We start from the raw sequence: 21,164 nt of genomic DNA, 5'->3' as shown, positions 1-21,164 counted from the left end.
TCACACTTTTTCACCTGGATTAACAGCAAGTTCTGCTGGGGCAGGGTAGTAACTTTCATTGCTTTCGGATTTTGCTTTCAGGCCAGCAGGTACGTGATAGAGAGCGCCCAAGTGGACATAGCCTTCAGCCATTTTCACGTAGGCTGCGGTTCCCATAGTATCCAGATAGCGGAAAACGCCACCGTGGAATGGAGGGAAGCCTAAACCATAAACCAGTGCCATATCTGCTTCCGCTGGGCTAGAAATGATACCTTCTTCCAAACAGCGAACGACTTCGTTAATCATTGGGATCATAGTACGAGCAATGATCTCTTCGCCGGAGAAAGTATGTTTTGGTTGGTTGATGCCTGCCAGTAGCTGATCGACAGCTTCATCTTGCCCTTTTTTCAGTTTGCCTTTTTTATCCTGGGTATATTTATAGAAACCAACGCCGTTTTTCTGACCATAACGCTGATTTTCGAACAATACATCGATTGCATCTTGATAATTACGGCTCATGCGCTCAGGGAAACCTTGTGCCATGACAACCTGTGCATGGTGAGCAGTATCAATACCGACAACATCGATGAGATACGCAGGACCCATTGGCCAGCCAAATTCTTTTTCCATGATTTTGTCAATTTGACGAAAATCACCGCCATCCCGCAATAACATGCCAAAACCAGCCAAATAAGGGAACAATACGCGGTTTACAAAAAAGCCCGGGCAATCGTTGACGACAATCGGTGTCTTGCCCATTTTGCTGGCGTAAGCCATAACCGTTGAAATAGTTTTATCCGATGTTTTTTCTCCACGAATGATTTCAACCAGTGGCATACGATGCACCGGATTGAAAAAATGCATTCCACAGAAATTTTCCGGGCGCTTCAGTGACCTTGCCAATTCAGTGATTGGAATTGTGGAGGTATTAGAAGCCAGAATACACTCATCGCTGATATGAGATTCTGCTTCTACCAGAACAGCAGACTTAACTTTAGGATTTTCAACTACGGCTTCGACAACAATCTGGGATTGTTCAATACCAGCATAACTAAGGGTTGGTTGAATGGATGACAAAATTTTAGCCATCTTCATGGCGTCCAAACGCCCGCGCTCAAATTGCTTATTCAGTAACTTGGCTGCTTCATTGATACCTAAATCCAGCGCTTTTTGATTGATATCTTTCATCAGGACAGGAATGCCCTTACGAGCGGATTGATAGGCAATACCGCCACCCATGATCCCTGCGCCTAGTACGGCCGCATGTTGAGGTGTTGTGACTGTTTGTAAGTGTTTTTTCGCCAGCCCTTTGACATATTGGTCATTCAGGAAAATACCGACTAAAGCACGGGCAACAGAGGTGTGAGCCAATGCAACAAAACTGTCGGATTCTAATTTCAGAGCTTCATCACGGCCTAGCGTAGCGGCTTTTTCAATGGTTTTAACTGCAGTGATTGGCGCTGGGTAATGAGGACCGGCAATTTTCATTACCATGCCTTTTGCCACGTTAAAGCTCATGGTACGTTCGATTTCATTGAGATTCAGTGGCATTAGTTTAGGTTGACGAACGGCTTTCCAATCCAAATCTCCTTTAATAGCTTGTTCCAGAATTGAAATGGCGGAGTCAACCAGCTTTTCGGCAGGAACGATAGCATCAACCAAACCATTTTTCAGCGCTTCTTCAGCACTGATATCTTTACCTGCGGTAATAATTTCGAGGGCATTATCTGTACCAATTAAACGTGGCAGACGGACAGAACCACCGAAGCCCGGCATAATGCCTAATTTAGTTTCTGGTAACCCGATACGGACATCGGGGGTTGCGACACGAAAATCAGTTGAGAGCACAGTTTCACAACCACCGCCAAGAGCATAACCGTTAATAGCAGAAACGGTAGGAACAGGAAGATCTTCAATACGGTTAAAAATACTATTGGCGAGATTCAGTAGGTCGTGAAGTTTTTTTGCTGGTGCGTTGAATAATGATAAAAATTCTGTGATGTCTGCACCAACAATAAAAGCTTGTTTTTCAGAACGTAATAACAGACCTTTTAGTTCTGTTTGTTGCTCAAGGGTGGCAACGGCTTTATCCAGTGAAGTAACAGTTTTTGTATCTAATTTATTAATTGCAGCTGGTGCATTGAAGATCAGTTCTGCAATGCCATCTTTCAGCCATTTTACTTGAATAGTGTCACTTAGGTAGAGCATGTCATTCTCCTCAATGAGTGCATACCATCTGGTATGACCAGATGTGTTGATTGTGATTAGTGTGTTAATTTAATGCAAACCAATGATTAATTTTTTGTCGGACAGATCACAGGTAAGATTTATGACAGGAGGTAAGATTTTTTATTAGTGTTTTGAAAAATATAAATATTGTCATCAATTTCTGGGAAAGCAACTTTTCATGTGATGGCACTCAATATAATGAATTGTGGTAATATTAAGCCCCTGCCAGAAAACCAAAAAGGCTATTGAGATGGAAAAGTTGGCACCTCTGTACCACGAACACATTAAAATATTACAAAATCGTGCCCGTGAAATATTGGCACGAACCCAGCTTGACGCCCTACTTATTCACTCTGGTATATCATTACGAGTTTTTCTTGATGATAGCCATTATCCTTTCAAGGCGAATGCATACTTTAAGGCTTGGGTTCCTGTGACTAAAGTTCCGAACTGCTGGTTATGGATTGATGGAATCAATAAACCTAAACTGTGGTTTTATTCTCCGGTAGATTATTGGCATAGCGTAGATTCGTTACCCAATAGTTACTGGACTGAAGACGTGGAACTGATTCATTTGGCAAAAGCTGATGATATCGATGCGCAATTGAGTGGATTATCAAAACAGAATGTCGCCTATATTGGCGAACAAACTGAGCGTGCTAATTCTTTGGGAATTCTTGAAAAGAATATCAACCCAAAAGCAGTCTTGAATTATTTGAGTTACCATCGCTCATATAAAACAGATTATGAACTAGCTTGTATGCGTGAAGCTCAAAAAACTGCCGTAAATGGTCATCAGGCGGCTTATGACGCATTTTTGTCCGGCATTAGCGAATTCGAAATTAATATGTTCTATTTGATGGCAACAGGGCACCGTGATACTGATGTTCCTTATGATAATATTATTGCCTTGAATGAGAATGCGTCAGTTTTACATTACACTAAATTACGCCAGACTGTACCTTCTGAGATTCGCAGCTTCTTGATTGATGCAGGAGCAGAATATAATGGTTATGCCGCGGATATCACCAGAACCTATGCAGCAAAATCCAATAACGATTTCGCCTCATTGATTAAAGATCTGAATGAAGAACAGCAGGCGATTATCGGCACAATTAAAACAGGTGTCCGATATACCGAGTACCATATTAATATGCATCATCGTATAGCCAAATTGCTTAAAAAACATGATATTATTCATGGGGTCAGTGAAGAGAGTATGGTCGAAAAAGGGCTGACAACACCATTTTTTCCACACGGGCTTGGTCACTTACTTGGTTTGCAGGTGCATGATACTGCTGGGTTTATGCAAGATGATAACGGCGTCCATTTGGCTGCTCCAGAAATGCACCCTTACCTGCGCTGTACCCGTATCTTGGAGCCAAAGATGGTTTTAACCATCGAACCGGGTCTCTATTTCATTGAAACCCTGTTGGCACCGTGGCGTGAAAGTGAGTATCGCCAGCATTTCGATTGGAAAAAAATTGATATGCTCAAACCGTATGGCGGTATTCGTATTGAAGATAACATCGTGATTCACGCTGGAAAAATTGAAAATATGACCAGAGATTTACAATTGCCATAATGAAGCCTTATTTGATCCCTGCGGCTTCAGTCAGCTTTACTGAAGAGATAAAAAAGAGTCGTTTCATTACCCTGTTGGAACATACCAATGGGGTGGATGAGGCGAAGTTATTTATCCAAAGTATCAAAGAACAATATCCTGATGCCCGGCATCATTGCTGGGCTTTTGTGGCTGGTGCGCCGGATGATTCCCAACAGCTGGGTTTTTCCGATGATGGAGAACCAACAGGAACCGCAGGTAAACCAATGATATCTCAGCTAATAGGGAGTGATTTAGGAGAAATTACTGCCGTGTCTGTTCGCTATTTCGGTGGTATCAAACTCGGTACGGGTGGATTGGTAAAAGCCTATGGAAATGGTGTGCAGCAAGCACTGAAATTGCTGGAAACGGAATATAAAGTTCCCCAGAAACTGTACCAATTACAGTGTGAGTATTCGCATATCTCAATGGTGGAACAAGTGTTACAGCAATTCTCCGGGCAAGTAATTGCCAGTGATTATGCTGAAAATGTTACATTGCAAGTTTCACTGCCAGCTACCCTTGTTGGCAAGATAGGTGATAAATTACGGGACCTAAGCCGTGGTGCCCTGTCTTTAATACCAAAACCATAATTTTTTGTTATACCGGATTTCTAAGGAACTAGCCGAATGCATTTTCGCGCCATAACCCGCATTGTTGGACTACTTGTCATTCTTTTCTCTGTCACAATGATTATACCAGGGTTAGTGGCACTGATTTACCGTGATGGTGCCGGTAGGGCATTCAGCCAGACATTCATTTTTGCTCTCGTTATAGGTTTAATATTATGGGTACCTAATCGAGATCAAAAACGAGACCTCAAGCCAAAAGAAGGCTTTTTGATAGTCGTTCTATTCTGGACTGTGCTGGGTAGTGTTGGGGCATTACCGTTTATCTTTTCTGAAAAACCTAACCTTTCAGTCACCGATGCTTTTTTTGAATCATTCTCTGGTTTGACGACGACAGGGGCAACAACACTTGTTGGCCTTGATTCTCTTCCCAAAGCCATCCTGTTTTACCGCCAAATGTTGCAATGGTTGGGTGGGATGGGGATCATCGTGTTGGCTGTGGCGATATTGCCTTTACTTGGTGTTGGAGGAATGCAGCTTTATCGAGCTGAAATGCCAGGGCCATTGAAAGATAATAAAATGCGTCCTCGAATTGCAGAAACAGCAAAAACACTTTGGCTGATTTATGTTTTACTGACCATCGCCTGTGCGATAGCTTTGTGGGCTGCGGGAATGTCAGTATTTGATGCGATTTCCCATAGCTTTTCCACAATTGCTATCGGTGGATTCTCCACGCATGATGCTAGTATCGGTTTTTTCAATAGCCCGGTTATTAATACTATTATTGCCATCTTCTTATTGATATCGGGTTGTAATTTTGGCCTGCATTTTGCCGTTCTTTCTGGGCGAAGTTTGAAAGTGTATTGGCGCGATCCAGAATTTCGCATGTTCATTACTATTCAGTTGTCATTACTGAGTATCTGTATACTGATATTGTGGCAGTATTCCGTTTACGAATCAGCGCTGGGAGCGCTTAATCACGCTGTCTTTCAGGTTGTCTCCATGGCAACCACCGCGGGATTCACAACGGATAGCTTCGCTAATTGGCCTCTATTCTTACCTTTCTTGCTGCTATGTTCTGCATTTATCGGAGGATGTGCTGGCTCAACGGGCGGAGGTCTGAAAGTGATTCGTATCCTGTTGCTATTTTTGCAAGGTTCCCGTGAGTTAAAACGATTGGTGCATCCTAATGCGGTGTATACCATTAAATTAGGGCATCGGGCATTACCAGAACGAATTATTGAAGCAGTATGGGGATTCTTTTCTGCTTATGCGTTAGTTTTTATCATTAGTATGCTGTTACTGATTGCAACTGGCGTGGATGAGTTTTCTGCCTTTTCTGCCATAGCCGCAACATTGAATAACTTAGGACCAGGGTTAGGGGCTGTTGCGGACAACTTCACAACTATGAATACGATGGCTAAATGGATATTGGTCGTCACCATGTTATTTGGGCGTTTAGAAGTATTTACATTATTAGTCTTGTTTACACCGACTTTCTGGCGTGAATAATTATCTATTTCTATATACCCGTTAGGTTTCAAGTAGCAGGGGCAAGGTAAGGAAGCAACTAAAGCCGCTTGAGAAGTAAAGGGTATAAGTAGCGATTCACAGAATTGATAGGTGAAACGCTACTTAATAAGGGCGTATCTTATGAGTTGTTTATTGCTCTATTCCACTCAGGATGGACAAACCAAAAAAATTATTACGCGTATTGCAGAGAATCTCCGTCGTTCTGGGGTCGAATGCGACTTAAGAGATCTTGCGACAGTAAAACAGATTAGTCTGGCTCCTTATCAAAAAGTCATGGTAGGGGCATCAATACGCTATGGGCATTTCAATTCTGCATTACATCAATTTGTTATTTGCCACCAAAAACAGTTGAACCAAAAGAAAACTGCTTTCTTTGGTGTCAACTTAACGGCGAGAAAACCAGAAAAAAGAACCGCAGAAACGAATGCTTATGTACGCAAGTTTTTGATGAAAAGTCCGTGGCAACCTGATTTATGTAATGTCTTTGCGGGAGCGTTACTTTATCCGCGTTATCGGTGGTTAGATCGCATCATGATTCAATTCATCATGCGCATGAGTGGGGGAGAAACAGACACAACAAAAGAAATCGAATATACCGACTGGGCACAGGTGGATCGTTTTTCTGATGAATTTTTGCAAATATAGCGTGATGTGACGCCTTAAAAACAGCCTTTTTGATGGCTGTTCCAGCGTTTTGAATAAAAAAAACGCGAACGGAAAAAAATCGAAAAAAAACTATTGTCAGCGGCGTAAAACTCCCTATAATGCGCATCCGTTGTCACGACAAACACACAAATCTGTCGGGATGACAAAGTGAAAAGCCTTGAAAAATAAGGCTTGACACTGACAGAGGAAAGCGTAAGATACGCAGCCTCGCAACCCGGAAGCCACTTCCCGGTTGCCCCGCTCTTTAACAAGTTAATCAGACAATCTGTGTGGGCACTCGCAGGACTGTATCTCACGCCGCAAGGCGAAAAAGATTACCAAGTCTTGAAGAGTGAACAACAGTTAATTCATTACGAACTAACAGGATGATTCTTTGAGCATCAAACACTTTAATTGAAGAGTTTGATCATGGCTCAGATTGAACGCTGGCGGCAGGCCTAACACATGCAAGTCGAGCGGCAGCGGGAAGAAGCGTGCTTCTTTGCCGGCGAGCGGCGGACGGGTGAGTAATGTCTGGGGATCTGCCCGATGGAGGGGGATAACCACTGGAAACGGTGGCTAATACCGCATGACCTCTTTTGAGCAAAGTGGGGGACCTTCGGGCCTCACGCCATCGGATGAACCCAGATGGGATTAGCTAGTAGGCGGGGTAATGGCCCACCTAGGCGACGATCCCTAGCTGGTCTGAGAGGATGACCAGCCACACTGGGACTGAGACACGGCCCAGACTCCTACGGGAGGCAGCAGTGGGGAATATTGCACAATGGGCGCAAGCCTGATGCAGCCATGCCGCGTGTATGAAGAAGGCCTTCGGGTTGTAAAGTACTTTCAGCGGGGAGGAAGGCGTAAGCGTTAATACGGCTTACGATTGACGTTACCCGCAGAAGAAGCACCGGCTAACTCCGTGCCAGCAGCCGCGGTAATACGGAGGGTGCAAGCGTTAATCGGAATTACTGGGCGTAAAGCGCACGCAGGCGGTCAATTAAGTTAGATGTGAAATCCCCGGGCTTAACCCGGGAACGGCATCTAAGACTGGTTGGCTAGAGTCTCGTAGAGGGGGGTAGAATTCCACGTGTAGCGGTGAAATGCGTAGAGATGTGGAGGAATACCGGTGGCGAAGGCGGCCCCCTGGACGAAGACTGACGCTCAGGTGCGAAAGCGTGGGGAGCAAACAGGATTAGATACCCTGGTAGTCCACGCTGTAAACGATGTCGATTTGGAGGTTGTGCCCTTGAGGCGTGGCTTCCGGAGCTAACGCGTTAAATCGACCGCCTGGGGAGTACGGCCGCAAGGTTAAAACTCAAATGAATTGACGGGGGCCCGCACAAGCGGTGGAGCATGTGGTTTAATTCGATGCAACGCGAAGAACCTTACCTACTCTTGACATCCAGCGAATCCTTTAGAGATAGAGGAGTGCCTTCGGGAACGCTGAGACAGGTGCTGCATGGCTGTCGTCAGCTCGTGTTGTGAAATGTTGGGTTAAGTCCCGCAACGAGCGCAACCCTTATCCTTTGTTGCCAGCACGTGATGGTGGGAACTCAAGGGAGACTGCCGGTGATAAACCGGAGGAAGGTGGGGATGACGTCAAGTCATCATGGCCCTTACGAGTAGGGCTACACACGTGCTACAATGGCAGATACAAAGAGAAGCGACCTCGCGAGAGCAAGCGGAACTCATAAAGTCTGTCGTAGTCCGGATTGGAGTCTGCAACTCGACTCCATGAAGTCGGAATCGCTAGTAATCGTAGATCAGAATGCTACGGTGAATACGTTCCCGGGCCTTGTACACACCGCCCGTCACACCATGGGAGTGGGTTGCAAAAGAAGTCGGTAGCTTAACCTTCGGGAGGGCGCTGACCACTTTGTGATTCATGACTGGGGTGAAGTCGTAACAAGGTAACCGTAGGGGAACCTGCGGTTGGATCACCTCCTTACCAAACGAGCGCAGTATTGTGAAGTGCTCACACAGATTGTCTGATGAAAGAAGAGACGGTATCGGCATAGGCTTGTAGCTCAGGTGGTTAGAGCGCACCCCTGATAAGGGTGAGGTCGGTGGTTCAAGTCCACTCAGGCCTACCAAAATCTTGCTTATCCCGCATTATAACCAGACTCGCTTATTGCAATAAGCTTCGCCTGTTTATGCCTTGGCTACGCAAGATGACTGTGCATCACGATATCCAAATGGGGCTATAGCTCAGCTGGGAGAGCGCCTGCCTTGCACGCAGGAGGTCAGCGGTTCGATCCCGCTTAGCTCCACCATATCTCTTCGCACGAATTGTCTGATTTCAGAACACATTGTTTGAGTGTGTTGTGAAATCTTTGCTCTTTAACAATCTGGAACAAGCTGAAAATTTGAAACGGCCCGTGATTTTACATGAAATCACGGGTGAATCTCTCAAAAACTCCATCCGAAGACACCTTCGGGTTGTGAGGTTAAGCGAATAAGCGTACACGGTGGATGCCTAGGCAGTCAGAGGCGATGAAGGACGTGCTAATCTGCGAAAAGCGCCGGTAAGGGGATATGACCCGTTATAGCCGGCGATGTCCGAATGGGGAAACCCAGTGCAATCCGTTGCACTATCCTGCCCTGAATTCATAGGGGCAGGAAGCGAACCGGGGGAACTGAAACATCTCAGTACCCCGAGGAAAAGAAATCAACCGAGATTCCCCCAGTAGCGGCGAGCGAACGGGGAACAGCCCAGAACCAGCATCGGCCCGTGCATCAGTGGAAGCGCCTGGAAAGGCGCGCAGTAAAGGGTGATAGCCCCGTACACGAAGATGCCCAGGCCGTGAGTTCGATGAGTAGGGCGGGACACGTGGTATCCTGTCTGAACATGGGGGGACCATCCTCCAAGGCTAAATACTCCTGACTGACCGATAGTGAACCAGTACCGTGAGGGAAAGGCGAAAAGAACCCCGGCGAGGGGAGTGAAACAGAACCTGAAACCGTGTACGTACAAGCAGTGGGAGCCTTGATTTATCAGGGTGACTGCGTACCTTTTGTATAATGGGTCAGCGACTTATATTCTGTAGCAAGGTTAACCGTTTAGGGGAGCCGCAGGGAAACCGAGTCTTAACTGGGCGTTAAGTTGCAGGGTATAGACCCGAAACCCGGTGAGCTAGCCATGGGCAGGTTGAAGGTTGGGTAACACTAACTGGAGGACCGAACCGACTAATGTTGAAAAATTAGCGGATGACTTGTGGCTGGGGGTGAAAGGCCAATCAAACCGGGAGATAGCTGGTTCTCCCCGAAAGCTATTTAGGTAGCGCCTCGTGAACTCATCTTCGGGGGTAGAGCACTGTTTCGGCTAGGGGGTCATCCCGACTTACCAACCCGATGCAAACTGCGAATACCGAAGAATGTTATCACGGGAGACACACGGCGGGTGCTAACGTCCGTCGTGAAGAGGGAAACAACCCAGACCGCCAGCTAAGGTCCCCAAGTCATGGTTAAGTGGGAAACGAAGTGGGAAGGCTCAGACAGCCAGGATGTTGGCTTAGAAGCAGCCACCATTTAAAGAAAGCGTAATAGCTCACTGGTCGAGTCGGCCTGCGCGGAAGATGTAACGGGGCTAAACCATGCACCGAAGCTGCGGCAGCAACATGTCAATGTTGTTGGGTAGGGGAGCGTTCTGTAAGCCGTCGAAGGTGAACCGTGAGGTTTGCTGGAGGTATCAGAAGTGCGAATGCTGACATAAGTAACGATAAAGCGGGTGAAAAACCCGCTCGCCGGAAGACCAAGGGTTCCTGTCCAACGTTAATCGGGGCAGGGTGAGTCGACCCCTAAGGCGAGGCCGACAGGCGTAGTCGATGGGAAACAGGTTAATATTCCTGTACTCGGTGTGACTGCGAAGGGGGGACGGAGAAGGCTAGGCCAGCCGGGCGACGGTCGTCCCGGTGAAAGCGTGTAGGTGGGCGGTTTTGGTAAATCCGGACCGCTGATAACACTGAGGCGTGATAACGAGGCACTACGGTGCCGAAGTGGTTGATGCCCTGCTTCCAGGAAAAGCCTCTAAGCATCAGGTCACACAGAATCGTACCCCAAACCGACACAGGTGGTCAGGTAGAGAATACTCAGGCGCTTGAGAGAACTCGGGTGAAGGAACTAGGCAAAATGGTGCCGTAACTTCGGGAGAAGGCACGCTGGCGGTAGGTGAAGGGACACGCGCCCGGAGCCGAGGCCAGTCGCAGATACCAGCTGGCTGCAACTGTTTAATAAAAACACAGCACTGTGCAAACACGAAAGTGGACGTATACGGTGTGACGCCTGCCCGGTGCTGGAAGGTTAATTGATGGGGTTATCCTCCGGGAGACGCTCTTGATCGAAGCCCCAGTAAACGGCGGCCGTAACTATAACGGTCCTAAGGTAGCGAAATTCCTTGTCGGGTAAGTTCCGACCTGCACGAATGGCGTAATGATGGCCAGGCTGTCTCCACCCGAGACTCAGTGAAATTGAACTCGCTGTGAAGATGCAGTGTACCCGCGGCAAGACGGAAAGACCCCGTGAACCTTTACTATAGCTTGACACTGAACCTTGAGCCTTGATGTGTAGGATAGGTGGGAGGCTGTGAAGTGCGGACGCCAGTCTGCACGGAGCCATCCTTGAAATACCACCCTTGAATGTTTGATGTTCTAACGCCGGCCCGTTATCCGGGTCGCGGACAGTGTCTGGTGGGTAGTTTGACTGGGGCGGTCTCCTCCCAAAGCGTAACGGAGGAGCACGAAGGTTAGCTAATCACGGTCGGACATCGTGAGGTTAGTGCAAAGGCATAAGCTAGCTTGACTGCGAGAGTGACAGCTCGAGCAGGTACGAAAGTAGGTCTTAGTGATCCGGTGGTTCTGTATGGAAGGGCCATCGCTCAACGGATAAAAGGTACTCCGGGGATAACAGGCTGATACCGCCCAAGAGTTCATATCGACGGCGGTGTTTGGCACCTCGATGTCGGCTCATCACATCCTGGGGCTGAAGTAGGTCCCAAGGGTACGGCTGTTCGCCGTTTAAAGTGGTACGCGAGCTGGGTTTAGAACGTCGTGAGACAGTTCGGTCCCTATCTGCCGTGGGCGTTGGAAGATTGAAAGGGGCTGCTCCTAGTACGAGAGGACCGGAGTGGACGCACCACTGGTGTTCGGGTTGTCATGCCAATGGCATTGCCCGGTAGCTACGTGCGGAAAAGATAACCGCTGAAAGCATCTAAGCGGGAAACTTGCCTTGAGATGAGTCTTCCCTTGTCCCTTGAGGACACTGAAGGAACGTTCGAGACGAGGACGTGGATAGGCCGGGTGTGTAAGCGTAGTGATACGTTGAGCTAACCGGTACTAATGAACCGTGCGGCTTAACCTGACAACACCGAAGGTGTTTTGGCGGGTTGTTGAGAGAGAAGACGGGGTTCAGATGACAAGAAGCAGCTTGTTCGGGATTGAAAACAGGATTTGTCTGGCGGCAAGAGCGCGGTGGTCCCACCTGATCCCATGCCGAACTCAGCAGTGAAACGCCGTTGCGCCGATGGTAGTGTGGGGTCTCCCCATGTGAGAGTAGGGCACTGCCAGACAATTAGTTAACAGCCGTTGCCGGCACAAAAGGCAGCGAGGCTAAAGAAATTCGGTGGTGCGGTAGTTCAGTTGGTTAGAATACCGGCCTGTCACGCCGGGGGTCGCGGGTTCGAGTCCCGTCCGCACCGCCACCGTATTTCAAGAAAACCCCCTGAGAGAAATCTCAGGGGGTTTTTCTTTTTTCACGAAGCAACAAAAGCCAACAGATTGAAAGAAGCTCGAATCACTTGTTATATCATTCGTGTTTGATAAACCTCATTGGCCTATTCATTTTTTTCTTATAAATTCAACCTATTGTTAAGGGTTGAATAATTATAGAAGAATTTTTTAAATTTAGTCAAAATAACTATATTAAAAACTTAATAAATCAATCGAAAACTGGTGATTCTTTTAATTCAGATGAGTTTTGTTTATGCAGTGGAATTGCTTTCTATATTTTGAAAAATCAACGTCACTAACTAGCTTACCTAAATTTCCCATAAAATATATGGGTGTTTATCTTTTTAATTTCATATTAATATTCTTTTTATATTTGTTTTTAAAAGTAATTTATTAACTAATACTTTGTTATATTATGAAGTTAATTTTTTTGAGTTTTATAGGTTGAAATAGATTATTAAGATGTCATATTAACGGAGGAGATGACATTAAAGTAGGTTGGGGGTTAGCTTGATTAGAAATAGTTACAGTTATGTAAGAAAAATTCGTGCCAAAAAAGGCTATACACAAAAAAATTACACCATGCGATATATAGCTGGGAAGCCTGTGGAGCATGTCTTTCCTACCTCTAAACATTTATTGGAAGAGGCTACATTGCCATGTGGAGAGCCGCTTCTTGCCAGCAATAATGAGATTTCTATTGCTATTTGGAATATCTATAAACAACAACGTCCATCATGGCAAAGTGTTTTGGCTTCTTTAACTGAGAAGAGCAACCTTATCTTACTGCAAGAGGCTCAGACAACCCCTGAACTATTAAAATTCGTCATAGCTAGTGGTTTGGTTGCTGATCAGGTACCTGCATTTGCCATACCTCAGCATCCATCAGGCGTAATGACATTAGCGTCATCTGCACCGATTTACTGTTGCCCACTTCGTGAAAAAGAGCCGATACTCAGGTTATCTAAATCATCATTAATCACTATTTATTCATTACCAGATAAACGCCAGTTAATGGTAATCAACGTGCATGCCATTAACTTTAGCCTCGGTGTTGATGTGTATAGCCGACAATTGAATAACATCGGTATTCATATAAGCTTACATCATGGCCCTGTGATTTTTGCTGGGGATTTTAATGCGTGGAGCCGACAGAGATTAAAAATATTGGAGCATTTTGCACATCGTATGCAATTAAAAGAAGTGTATTTTAATGACGATCATAGAACGATTGTCTTTGGCAAACCGTTGGATTTTGTTTTTTATCGGGAATTAAAAGTGTTGCGGGCGACAGTTGTAATGACGGGAGCTTCTGATCATAACCCGCTGATGGTGAATTTTTCTTTGTGATACTACCTCATAGACAAAGAGATTCATTGATCTTGCGGTAAAAAATAAAAAAAGCGCCAGTGAGTTCCGACGCTTTTCGAAACATGAGTCATTTACTGATTAGAGCCGCGATCTATTGATAGTTTTCTCTTCACACTACAGAAATAAGCTAGGGCTAGAACGAATACCCAACCTAGACCGACATATAATGCATCTCTTGTTTGTTCAAAATAACCCAGCAATACGATGACACTGATCATAAAGAAGATCGTCATTGTAGGAGCTATTGGCCACATCGGTACAGGGAACTTCAATTTCTTGGTTTCTTCAGCACTTATTTGGCGGCGCATAGCAACGTGGGAAACTAAGATCATCAACCATACCCAGACAGTTGCAAATGTAGCGACAGATGCAATAAGGATAAATATTTCCTTAGGGATCAAGTAATTTAAAACCACGCCAAACAGCAAAACTATAATCATGACGAGGACAGTCATCCACGGCACACCATTGTGGGTTAGTTTTTTAAATGACTCAGGTGCCTGCCTTTCCTGAGCCATGCCATACATCATTCTACCAGCACCAAAAATATCACTGTTAATAGCGGAAATAGCCGCTGTAATCACCACGACATTCAGGATATTCGCGGCGAAGTTAATTCCCAGGTTGGAGAAAATCTGTACGAATGGGCTTCCATCCTGACCAATTTGATTCCATGGATAGATACACATCAGGATACACAGCGTCATGACATAGAAAATCAAGATACGAAATGGGACAGCATTGATTGCCTGAGGGATCGTTTTTTCTGGATTTTTAGCTTCACTGGCAGTAATACCAATAACTTCTATACCACCAAAAGCGAACATAACAATAGCGAGCGAAGCTATTACTCCACTGATGCCATTTGGCATGAAACCGCCATGTTCCCATAAATTGGACAGACCAGTAGTATGTTCAGTGGATTGTCCGAAACCATAAAACATAATGGCAAGCCCGCCGATAATCATGGCAATGATGGCAGTAACTTTAATGATAGAAAGCCAGAACTCCATTTCGCCGAAAATTTTTACGTGGCATAAATTCAGGGCACCAATAAGGCATACAATACCCAGAACCCAAATCCATTGATCAACATGAGGGAACCAAAGTTTCATATACATGCCGAATGCAGTAATATCAGCTAAGCAAACAAACAGCATTTCAAGAACATAGATCCAACCAGTCAAGAAACCAGCTAAAGGCCCCAGATAATGACTGGCATATTGTGAAAAAGAACCGGAAACGGGATGGTGAACAGCCATTTCGCCAAGTGCTCTCATCACAATAAATACGGCAGCACCGCCGATTAAATAGGCTAGCAATACAGCGGGACCAGCTTGCTGAATTGCTGCTGCTGAGCCATAAAACAGCCCCGTGCCTATCGCAGAGCCTAAAGCCATAAAGCGGATATGCCGCACGCTTAGGCCCTGTTTAAGCTGATTTTCATTATTTTGCATTCGTTATTCCCATCTATCCTTTCATGCCAGAGAGTATTTCAGGCATACGAAGCTCTGTCTGGCGTCAGATGCCAGTAAAAGCAACCTCGTACCTTACCATAAAGAAGGATGTTCGCGGGATAGATATCTGTAATAATAACGGGTAGTTTAGTAAAACCAGAGTTTTTTTATGATTTACCCAATAAATGAAATCTTTCAAACTTTACAGGGAGAAGGAGTGTTTACCGGTGTTCCTTCGGTTTTCATTCGCTTACAGGGATGTCCGGTAGGGTGTAGTTGGTGCGATACCAAACATACGTGGGAAAAAGAAGCTGATAAACAGCAGCCGATGCAAAACATTTTGCTGAAAACGCAAGACAGTGATCTGTGGGGAGTGGCTACAGCAAGACAGCTAATTAACATTTTCACTCGTCAAGGCTACAGTGCGCGCCATATTGTCATTACCGGGGGAGAACCGTGTTTATATGATTTGCGTCCTTTAACCGAAACATTAGAAAGTGAAGGTTATCAATGTCAAATAGAAACAAGTGGTACACATACCATCCAGTGTTCTGACAAAACATGGGTAACCGTTTCACCAAAAGTGAAAATGCGTGGTGGATGTCAGGTCTTGCCTGAAGCCATGAAGCGAGCAGATGAAATCAAACATCCTGTTGGACGGGAACGCGATATCGAAGCCTTGGATGAATTACTAACGATGCTTGATGGAAATCCTGTTCCGATTATTGCTTTGCAACCCATCAGCCAGAAAGAAGAAGCGACCCGCCTGTGCATAGAAACTTGTATTGCCCGTAATTGGCGCTTTTCTATGCAGACCCATAAATATTTGAATATCGCTTAAAACTCATTCAGCACCAAGTTTTGGTGCTGAATTCTTACTCACCACGATAAATGCAACCCGCGCTACATGTTTCTTTGACCATCACAGCACTGAGTTGGGATAATGTTGGTTTTAACTGCCCCCATATCCACTTGGCCAAGACTTCGCTGGTTGGATTTTCAAGTCCATGAATTTCATTGAGATAGTGGTGATCGAGCTGTTCCCAAATAGGTTTAAATGCAGCTTTTACATCGGCGAAATCCATGATCCAGCCAGTAAAAGGGTCGACTTCCCCAGTGATTTCCAGGCGTACCATAAATGAATGTCCGTGCAGACGCCCACACTTATGTCCTTCAGGAACATGTGGCAGGTGGTGAGCTGCTTCAAATTGAAAATCTTTAAAGATAGTTGTACTCATGATGCTTTTCCCTGAATTCAAAAGGCCGGCTATTCTACATGAACTTTGTCAGCTTAACGCGATTTTTCTGGAGGAATAAGACACAACACTTAACGACTTTATCGATATATTAAATCTGTAAATAAAGTTAGGCGTTTTGGTTATGAGATATTGCAATCCTTTCTTTAAATACTCACCCTGATCTGGGATAACCTGATAAACACTCCATGTTTATGATTTCTACACTTTTTAATAAATTTTTACAGCATGGAAACTGGCTATAGCATAGGGTACTGGACAATGACCGCAAAACCACCTTTAACTCCATTTTTACCTGTTTCTTCAGAAGAATTATCACGTCTGCAAACCGCAATCAGTGATTTTTCTCCACACCAATTAGCTTGGTTATCTGGTTATTTTTGGGGAATGGTAAACCACCAGCCGCAAACTGAGATAACTACATCTGCCGTTCCTGTGCAGGAAACAGTGACTTTGCTTTCTGCATCACAAACAGGTAATGCCCGTCGTTTAGCTGAACAACTTAGAGATTCGCTAAAGGCTGCGAATCTCAGTGTAAATTTGGTGAATGCAGGTGATTATAAGTTTAAGCAAATTTCCCAAGAACGGGTATTGATTATTATTGCTTCAACACAAGGTGAAGGTGAACCAGCCGAAGAAGCGGTAGCACTCTATAAATATCTCTATTCTAAAAAAGCTCCATCAATGAAAGAGACTGTTTATGCTGTATTTGGTCTGGGAGATACTTCGTATGAAAATTTCTGTCAGGCAGGAAAAGATTTTGACAACAAACTGAATGAACTAGGTGCGCAACGCTTACTGGATCGTGTTGATGCTGATGTGGAATATCAAGAGCAAGCTGAGCAATGGTGCCAGAAAATTACGGATATTTTGAAACAACGCTTATCAGTACACGTGAAATCTCCTGTTTCTGGTCAACCCGTTGTTTCAACTGAGCAATTGAACTCAGTGAATGAAAGCGCATTGAAGGAGACATATACCAAAGAAAAACCCCTGATAGCATCACTGCTGACCAACCAAAAAATCACAGGATGCGGATCTGACAAAGATGTGCGTCATATTGAAATTGATCTGGGAGATTCTGGTCTGAGTTATCAGGCGGGGGATGCCCTTGGTGTTTGGTATGAAAACGATCCTATCTTGGTGAATGAATTAATTGCATTACTTTGGTTAGACGGTTCAGAACAGGTCAATATACATAACCAGTTATTCACATTGCGTGAAGCACTGATCGGTCGTGTAGAACTGACTCAAAATACAGGAGTGATTGTTGAGAAATACGCAGCATTAGCAAAAGATGAAAAATTACTGGGATTAGTGGCTGACAAACAGGCATTACAGCAATATGCCCAGCAAAAACCCATCGTGGATATGGTCAGGGAATTTGCTTCACACCCAGAAGCACAGCAATTTATTGATTTGTTGCGTCCACTGACACCACGCCTCTATTCCATCTCTTCTTCACAAGCTGAAGTTGAAAACGAAGTCCACATTACTGTGGGGGTTGTTTGCTATGATATTGAAGGGCGGGTTCGTACTGGCGGTGCATCAGGTTATCTGGCTGATCGGTTGCAGGAAGACGACAATATCAGAATTTTTATCGAGCAGAATAACAATTTTCGCTTACCCCCCAATCCTAATACACCCGTCATCATGATTGGTCCGGGGACGGGAATTGCTCCTTTCCGTGCATTCCTGCAACAGCGTGACAGTCAGGGCGCTGAAGGTAAGAACTGGCTGTTTTTTGGTAATCCACATTTTGTTGAAGATTTTCTTTATCAGGTTGAATTCCAGCGCTACGTGAAAGATGGCTTGCTGACTCGCATTGATCTGGCATGGTCACGAGATCAGCAACATAAAGTGTATGTACAAGACAAACTGCATGAACAGGGCGCAGAAATTTGGCGCTGGCTCAAAGATGGTGCACATCTGTATGTTTGTGGTGATGCGAATCGAATGGCAAAAGACGTAGAGCAAACACTCTTGGAGATTATTTCACAACAAGGTGGTATGGATGCTGAGCAGGCTGATGAATTCTTGAGTGAGTTGCGCCTTGAGCGCCGCTATCAGAGGGATGTTTACTAATATGAGCAATGTGAATAATGAAAACAATGAAAAGATAGTTCCTTTGATCGTTGAAGGTAAACTCGCAGACAGTGAACGTATGAAATTAGAGAGTAATTATCTGCGGGGAACTATCAGTGAAGATTTGAAGAATGGGCTGACAGGCGGGTTTGAGGGGGATAATTTTCTCCTCATCCGCTTTCACGGTATGTATCAGCAAGATGATCGTGACATCAGGGCTGAGCGCGCAGAACAAAAACTTGAACCACGCCATGCAATGATGCTGCGGTGCCGCTTGCCGGGAGGCATTATTACCCCGAGCCAGTGGCTGGGCATTGATCGATTTGCGACAGAAAATACGTTATACGGAAGCATTCGATTGACCAACCGACAGACGTTTCAGTTTCATGGTATTTTGAAGGACAATCTGAAACCTGCGCATCAATTATTGGCACAAATAGGGCTGGATTCATTGGCAACTGCCAATGATGTCAACCGTAACGTACTGTGCACATCCAATCCGGTGCAATCTGTCTTACACCAACAGGCTTATGAATGGGCGAAAAAGATATCAGAACATCTGTTACCGCGCACCAGCGCATATGCTGAAATCTGGCTGGATAAAGAAAAAATCGTAACAACTGACGAAGAGCCTATTCTTGGTGCAACCTATTTGCCACGTAAATTCAAGACATCGGTAGTTATTCCGCCGCAAAATGATGTGGATTTGCATGCTAATGATATGAACTTTGTCGCCATCGCGGAAAATGACCAATTAATTGGTTTTAACGTGCTGGTGGGCGGGGGGTTAGCCATGACTCATGGTGACAAAAAAACCTTTCCGCGGTTGGCGAGTGAATTTGGCTTCATTGCATTGGAACACACATTGGCAATTGCGGAGGCAATAGTCACAACTCAACGTGATTGGGGTAATCGAACTGACCGCAAAAACGCCAAAACCAAATATACCCTTGAGCGCGTAGGCGTTGAAACTTTCAGACAAGAAGTTGAAAAGCGTGCTGGCGTGAAATTTGAAACAGTCCGACCGTATAAATTCACTGGCCGGGGTGATCAAATTGGTTGGTTAAAAGGTATTGACGATCAATGGCATTTAACCCTGTTTATTGAGAATGGCCGTTTATTGGATTATCCCGGTAATCCGTTGAAAACGGGGATCGCAGAAATTGCGAAAATCCATCAAGGAGATTTTCGACTAACCGCCAACCAAAACCTGATTGTAGCGGGGATACCGGAAAGCGAAAAAACGCGGATTGAAGAAATAGCCCGCGCTCATGGCCTGGTTGATGATAGCGTGACAACCTTACGGCATCATTCCATGGCTTGCGTCTCGTTTCCTACTTGCCCATTGGCAATGGCTGAAGCAGAACGTTTCTTGCCGGCTTTTATTGACCATGTTGATGCGTTAATGGAAAAACATGGTGTTGGTGACGAAGAGATCATATTACGTGTGACAGGTTGTCCGAATGGATGTGGCAGAGCGATGCTGGCAGAAGTTGGTCTGGTGGGTAAAGCCGTTGACCGCTACAACTTGCATTTGGGTGGAAACCGAATTGGCAGCAGAATCCCTCGTATGTACAAGGAAAATATCACATCATTAGAGATCATGGAGATACTGGATGAATTAATTGGTCGCTGGGCACAAGAACGTAGTGTCGATGAATGTTTTGGTGATTTCCTGATCCGCACTGATGTTATCAAGCCGGTACTGAATTCAGCGGTCGATTTTTACGATTGGCAGGAGGCCGTATGAGTCGTTTAAATCTATCAGAGCTGATACTGTTGACAAAGGAGCAGCAAACCTCATTGCTGGCTGAAACTAATCAACAACTGGAATTTCTGAATGCCCGTGAGCGTGTTCGTTGGGCATTGGAGCATATATCCGGCGAATTTGTACTTTCTTCCAGCTTTGGTATTCAGGCGGCAGTTTGCTTGCATCTCGTGACACAGGAATATCCTGATATTCCTGTGATCCTCACTGATACAGGGTATTTATTCCCTGAAACCTATCAATTTATCGATAAACTAACCGAAAAGCTTAAATTGAACTTAAAGATTTTTCGTGCAGAACATTCTCCTATCTGGCAAGAAGCACGTTATGGCAAATTATGGGAGCAAGGAATAGAAGGCATTGAACGTTATAACCAGATCAACAAAGTCGAACCGATGAACCGTGCATTGAACACGCTGCAAGCACAAAGTTGGTTCTCTGGTTTGCGACGTCAGCAATCAGAAAGCCGCGCTAATTTGCCAGTATTGGCAATCCAGCGAGGGGTTTTCAAAATTCTGCCAATTATTGACTGGAATAACCAGCGAGTGCATCAATACCTGACACAACATGGCCTTGAATACCATCCACTATGGGAGCAAGGTTACCTTTCTGTAGGAGATACTCATACAACCCAAAAATGGGAATTGGGCATGAGCGAAGAACAAACCCGGTTTTTGGGTTTAAAACGTGAATGTGGCTTGCACGAAAGCTAAAAAACTAAATTAATATTACGCTTTGTAATGAATTTTATTGGGCAGCGGCTTTATAAAAAAGCGCTGTCTTTTCTTAATATTATCGTGAATATCTTACTTAATTGACTTTATGACGAGTTAGAAAATTTACCTTATGCGATTCAGGAACAAATAATTCCTTTTTGACATTTCATAACCTGATCGCAGCCCCATATATTTATTATCTAGCAATCATAATAATTAAGAGC

Annotated in this window: 12 protein-coding genes, 3 tRNA genes and 3 rRNA genes; 15 read left to right on the top strand and 3 right to left on the bottom strand. The window is 45.0% G+C overall.

What is annotated here, in order from left to right; translation table 11 throughout:
• On the bottom strand, positions 1–2,187 hold the full coding sequence (fadB, locus tag AC5JQI_RS15050) for a fatty acid oxidation complex subunit alpha FadB (protein ID WP_493912752.1): 2,187 nt from the start codon (positions 2,185–2,187) through the stop codon (positions 1–3).
• Between the two features lie 271 nt (positions 2,188–2,458).
• Here fadB and pepQ point away from each other — a divergent pair, with 271 nt between their 5' ends.
• The 11 genes from pepQ to AC5JQI_RS14995 all read left to right on the top strand — a co-directional run bounded on the left by pepQ (position 2,459) and on the right by AC5JQI_RS14995 (position 13,637).
• Positions 2,459–3,793, top strand: a complete 1,335-nt coding sequence (gene pepQ, locus AC5JQI_RS15045) for a Xaa-Pro dipeptidase (RefSeq protein WP_493912751.1) — start codon at positions 2,459–2,461, stop codon at positions 3,791–3,793.
• Positions 3,793–4,404, top strand: coding sequence for an IMPACT family protein (locus tag AC5JQI_RS15040; protein WP_493912750.1), 612 nt, complete (start codon positions 3,793–3,795; stop codon positions 4,402–4,404). Before pepQ ends, AC5JQI_RS15040 begins: the two co-directional genes overlap by 1 nt.
• 36 nt (positions 4,405–4,440) lie before the next feature.
• A complete protein-coding gene (gene trkH, locus AC5JQI_RS15035) occupies positions 4,441–5,892 on the top strand; it encodes a Trk system potassium transporter TrkH (RefSeq protein WP_493912749.1) in 1,452 nt (483 codons plus the stop codon).
• A 141-nt stretch (positions 5,893–6,033) separates the two neighbouring features.
• Complete coding sequence (gene hemG, locus AC5JQI_RS15030; protein ID WP_237388179.1) at positions 6,034–6,558, top strand: menaquinone-dependent protoporphyrinogen IX dehydrogenase; 525 nt, start codon at positions 6,034–6,036, stop codon at positions 6,556–6,558.
• Between the two features lie 411 nt (positions 6,559–6,969).
• Positions 6,970–8,512 (top strand): 16S ribosomal RNA (locus AC5JQI_RS15025).
• 68 nt (positions 8,513–8,580) lie between these two features.
• Positions 8,581–8,657, top strand: a tRNA-Ile gene (locus tag AC5JQI_RS15020).
• Positions 8,658–8,761: 104 nt separating this feature from the next.
• Positions 8,762–8,837, top strand: a tRNA-Ala gene (locus tag AC5JQI_RS15015).
• Positions 8,838–9,009: 172 nt separating this feature from the next.
• Positions 9,010–11,919, top strand: a 23S ribosomal RNA gene (locus AC5JQI_RS15010).
• A gap of 92 nt (positions 11,920–12,011) precedes the next feature.
• A 5S ribosomal RNA gene (gene rrf, locus AC5JQI_RS15005) occupies positions 12,012–12,127 on the top strand.
• The 16S, 23S and 5S rRNA genes sit together here with 3 tRNA genes alongside, the layout of an rRNA operon.
• Positions 12,128–12,182: 55 nt before the next feature.
• Positions 12,183–12,259 (top strand) — tRNA-Asp (locus tag AC5JQI_RS15000).
• A gap of 538 nt (positions 12,260–12,797) precedes the next feature.
• Entirely contained in the window at positions 12,798–13,637 is an 840-nt protein-coding gene (locus tag AC5JQI_RS14995; RefSeq protein WP_493912748.1) for an endonuclease/exonuclease/phosphatase family protein, read from the top strand.
• A gap of 92 nt (positions 13,638–13,729) precedes the next feature.
• On the opposite strand, the gene AC5JQI_RS14990 is transcribed toward AC5JQI_RS14995, so the two are convergent.
• Positions 13,730–15,115 (bottom strand): amino acid permease, encoded by a 1,386-nt coding sequence (locus AC5JQI_RS14990; protein ID WP_493912747.1) that lies wholly within the window; start codon positions 15,113–15,115, stop codon positions 13,730–13,732.
• A 169-nt stretch (positions 15,116–15,284) separates the two neighbouring features.
• Between AC5JQI_RS14990 and queE the strand changes: the two genes are divergently transcribed.
• Positions 15,285–15,956 carry a 7-carboxy-7-deazaguanine synthase QueE gene (gene queE / locus AC5JQI_RS14985; protein WP_237386876.1) on the top strand — a complete coding sequence of 224 codons (672 nt, stop codon included), beginning with the start codon at positions 15,285–15,287 and terminating at the stop codon, positions 15,954–15,956.
• A gap of 34 nt (positions 15,957–15,990) precedes the next feature.
• Here the strand turns inward: queE and queD are convergent, their stop codons facing one another.
• Positions 15,991–16,353, bottom strand: coding sequence for a 6-carboxytetrahydropterin synthase QueD (gene queD, locus AC5JQI_RS14980; protein ID WP_493912746.1), 363 nt, complete (start codon positions 16,351–16,353; stop codon positions 15,991–15,993).
• 279 nt (positions 16,354–16,632) lie between these two features.
• Between queD and cysJ the strand changes: the two genes are divergently transcribed.
• Genes cysJ through AC5JQI_RS14965 form a run of 3 tightly spaced genes read left to right on the top strand, consistent with a single transcriptional unit; the run spans position 16,633 to position 20,937 of the window.
• Complete coding sequence (gene cysJ / locus AC5JQI_RS14975; RefSeq protein WP_493912745.1) at positions 16,633–18,456, top strand: NADPH-dependent assimilatory sulfite reductase flavoprotein subunit; 1,824 nt, start codon at positions 16,633–16,635, stop codon at positions 18,454–18,456.
• Between the two features lies 1 nt (position 18,457).
• On the top strand, positions 18,458–20,206 hold the full coding sequence (gene cysI / locus AC5JQI_RS14970) for an assimilatory sulfite reductase (NADPH) hemoprotein subunit (RefSeq protein ID WP_493912744.1): 1,749 nt from the start codon (positions 18,458–18,460) through the stop codon (positions 20,204–20,206).
• Complete coding sequence (locus AC5JQI_RS14965) at positions 20,203–20,937, top strand: phosphoadenylyl-sulfate reductase (RefSeq protein WP_493912743.1); 735 nt, start codon at positions 20,203–20,205, stop codon at positions 20,935–20,937. Before cysI ends, AC5JQI_RS14965 begins: the two co-directional genes overlap by 4 nt.
• Positions 20,938–21,164 lie beyond the last annotated feature (227 nt).

It is taken from the genome of Xenorhabdus sp. XBWT (assembly GCF_059072735.1).
This window is presented reverse-complemented; position numbering and strand designations above follow the sequence as displayed.

Coding starts and splice junctions, on each gene's coding strand:
- pepQ (WP_493912751.1), top strand. CDS start 2,459: ATGGAAAAGTTGGCACCTCTGTACCACGAACACATTAAAATATTACAA.
- hemG (WP_237388179.1), top strand. CDS start 6,034: ATGAGTTGTTTATTGCTCTATTCCACTCAGGATGGACAAACCAAAAAA.
- cysJ (WP_493912745.1), top strand. CDS start 16,633: ATGACCGCAAAACCACCTTTAACTCCATTTTTACCTGTTTCTTCAGAA.
- AC5JQI_RS14990 (WP_493912747.1), bottom strand. CDS start 15,115: ATGCAAAATAATGAAAATCAGCTTAAACAGGGCCTAAGCGTGCGGCAT.
- AC5JQI_RS14965 (WP_493912743.1), top strand. CDS start 20,203: ATGAGTCGTTTAAATCTATCAGAGCTGATACTGTTGACAAAGGAGCAG.
- fadB (WP_493912752.1), bottom strand. CDS start 2,187: ATGCTCTACCTAAGTGACACTATTCAAGTAAAATGGCTGAAAGATGGC.
- trkH (WP_493912749.1), top strand. CDS start 4,441: ATGCATTTTCGCGCCATAACCCGCATTGTTGGACTACTTGTCATTCTT.
- AC5JQI_RS15040 (WP_493912750.1), top strand. CDS start 3,793: ATGAAGCCTTATTTGATCCCTGCGGCTTCAGTCAGCTTTACTGAAGAG.
- queD (WP_493912746.1), bottom strand. CDS start 16,353: ATGAGTACAACTATCTTTAAAGATTTTCAATTTGAAGCAGCTCACCAC.
- queE (WP_237386876.1), top strand. CDS start 15,285: ATGATTTACCCAATAAATGAAATCTTTCAAACTTTACAGGGAGAAGGA.
- cysI (WP_493912744.1), top strand. CDS start 18,458: ATGAGCAATGTGAATAATGAAAACAATGAAAAGATAGTTCCTTTGATC.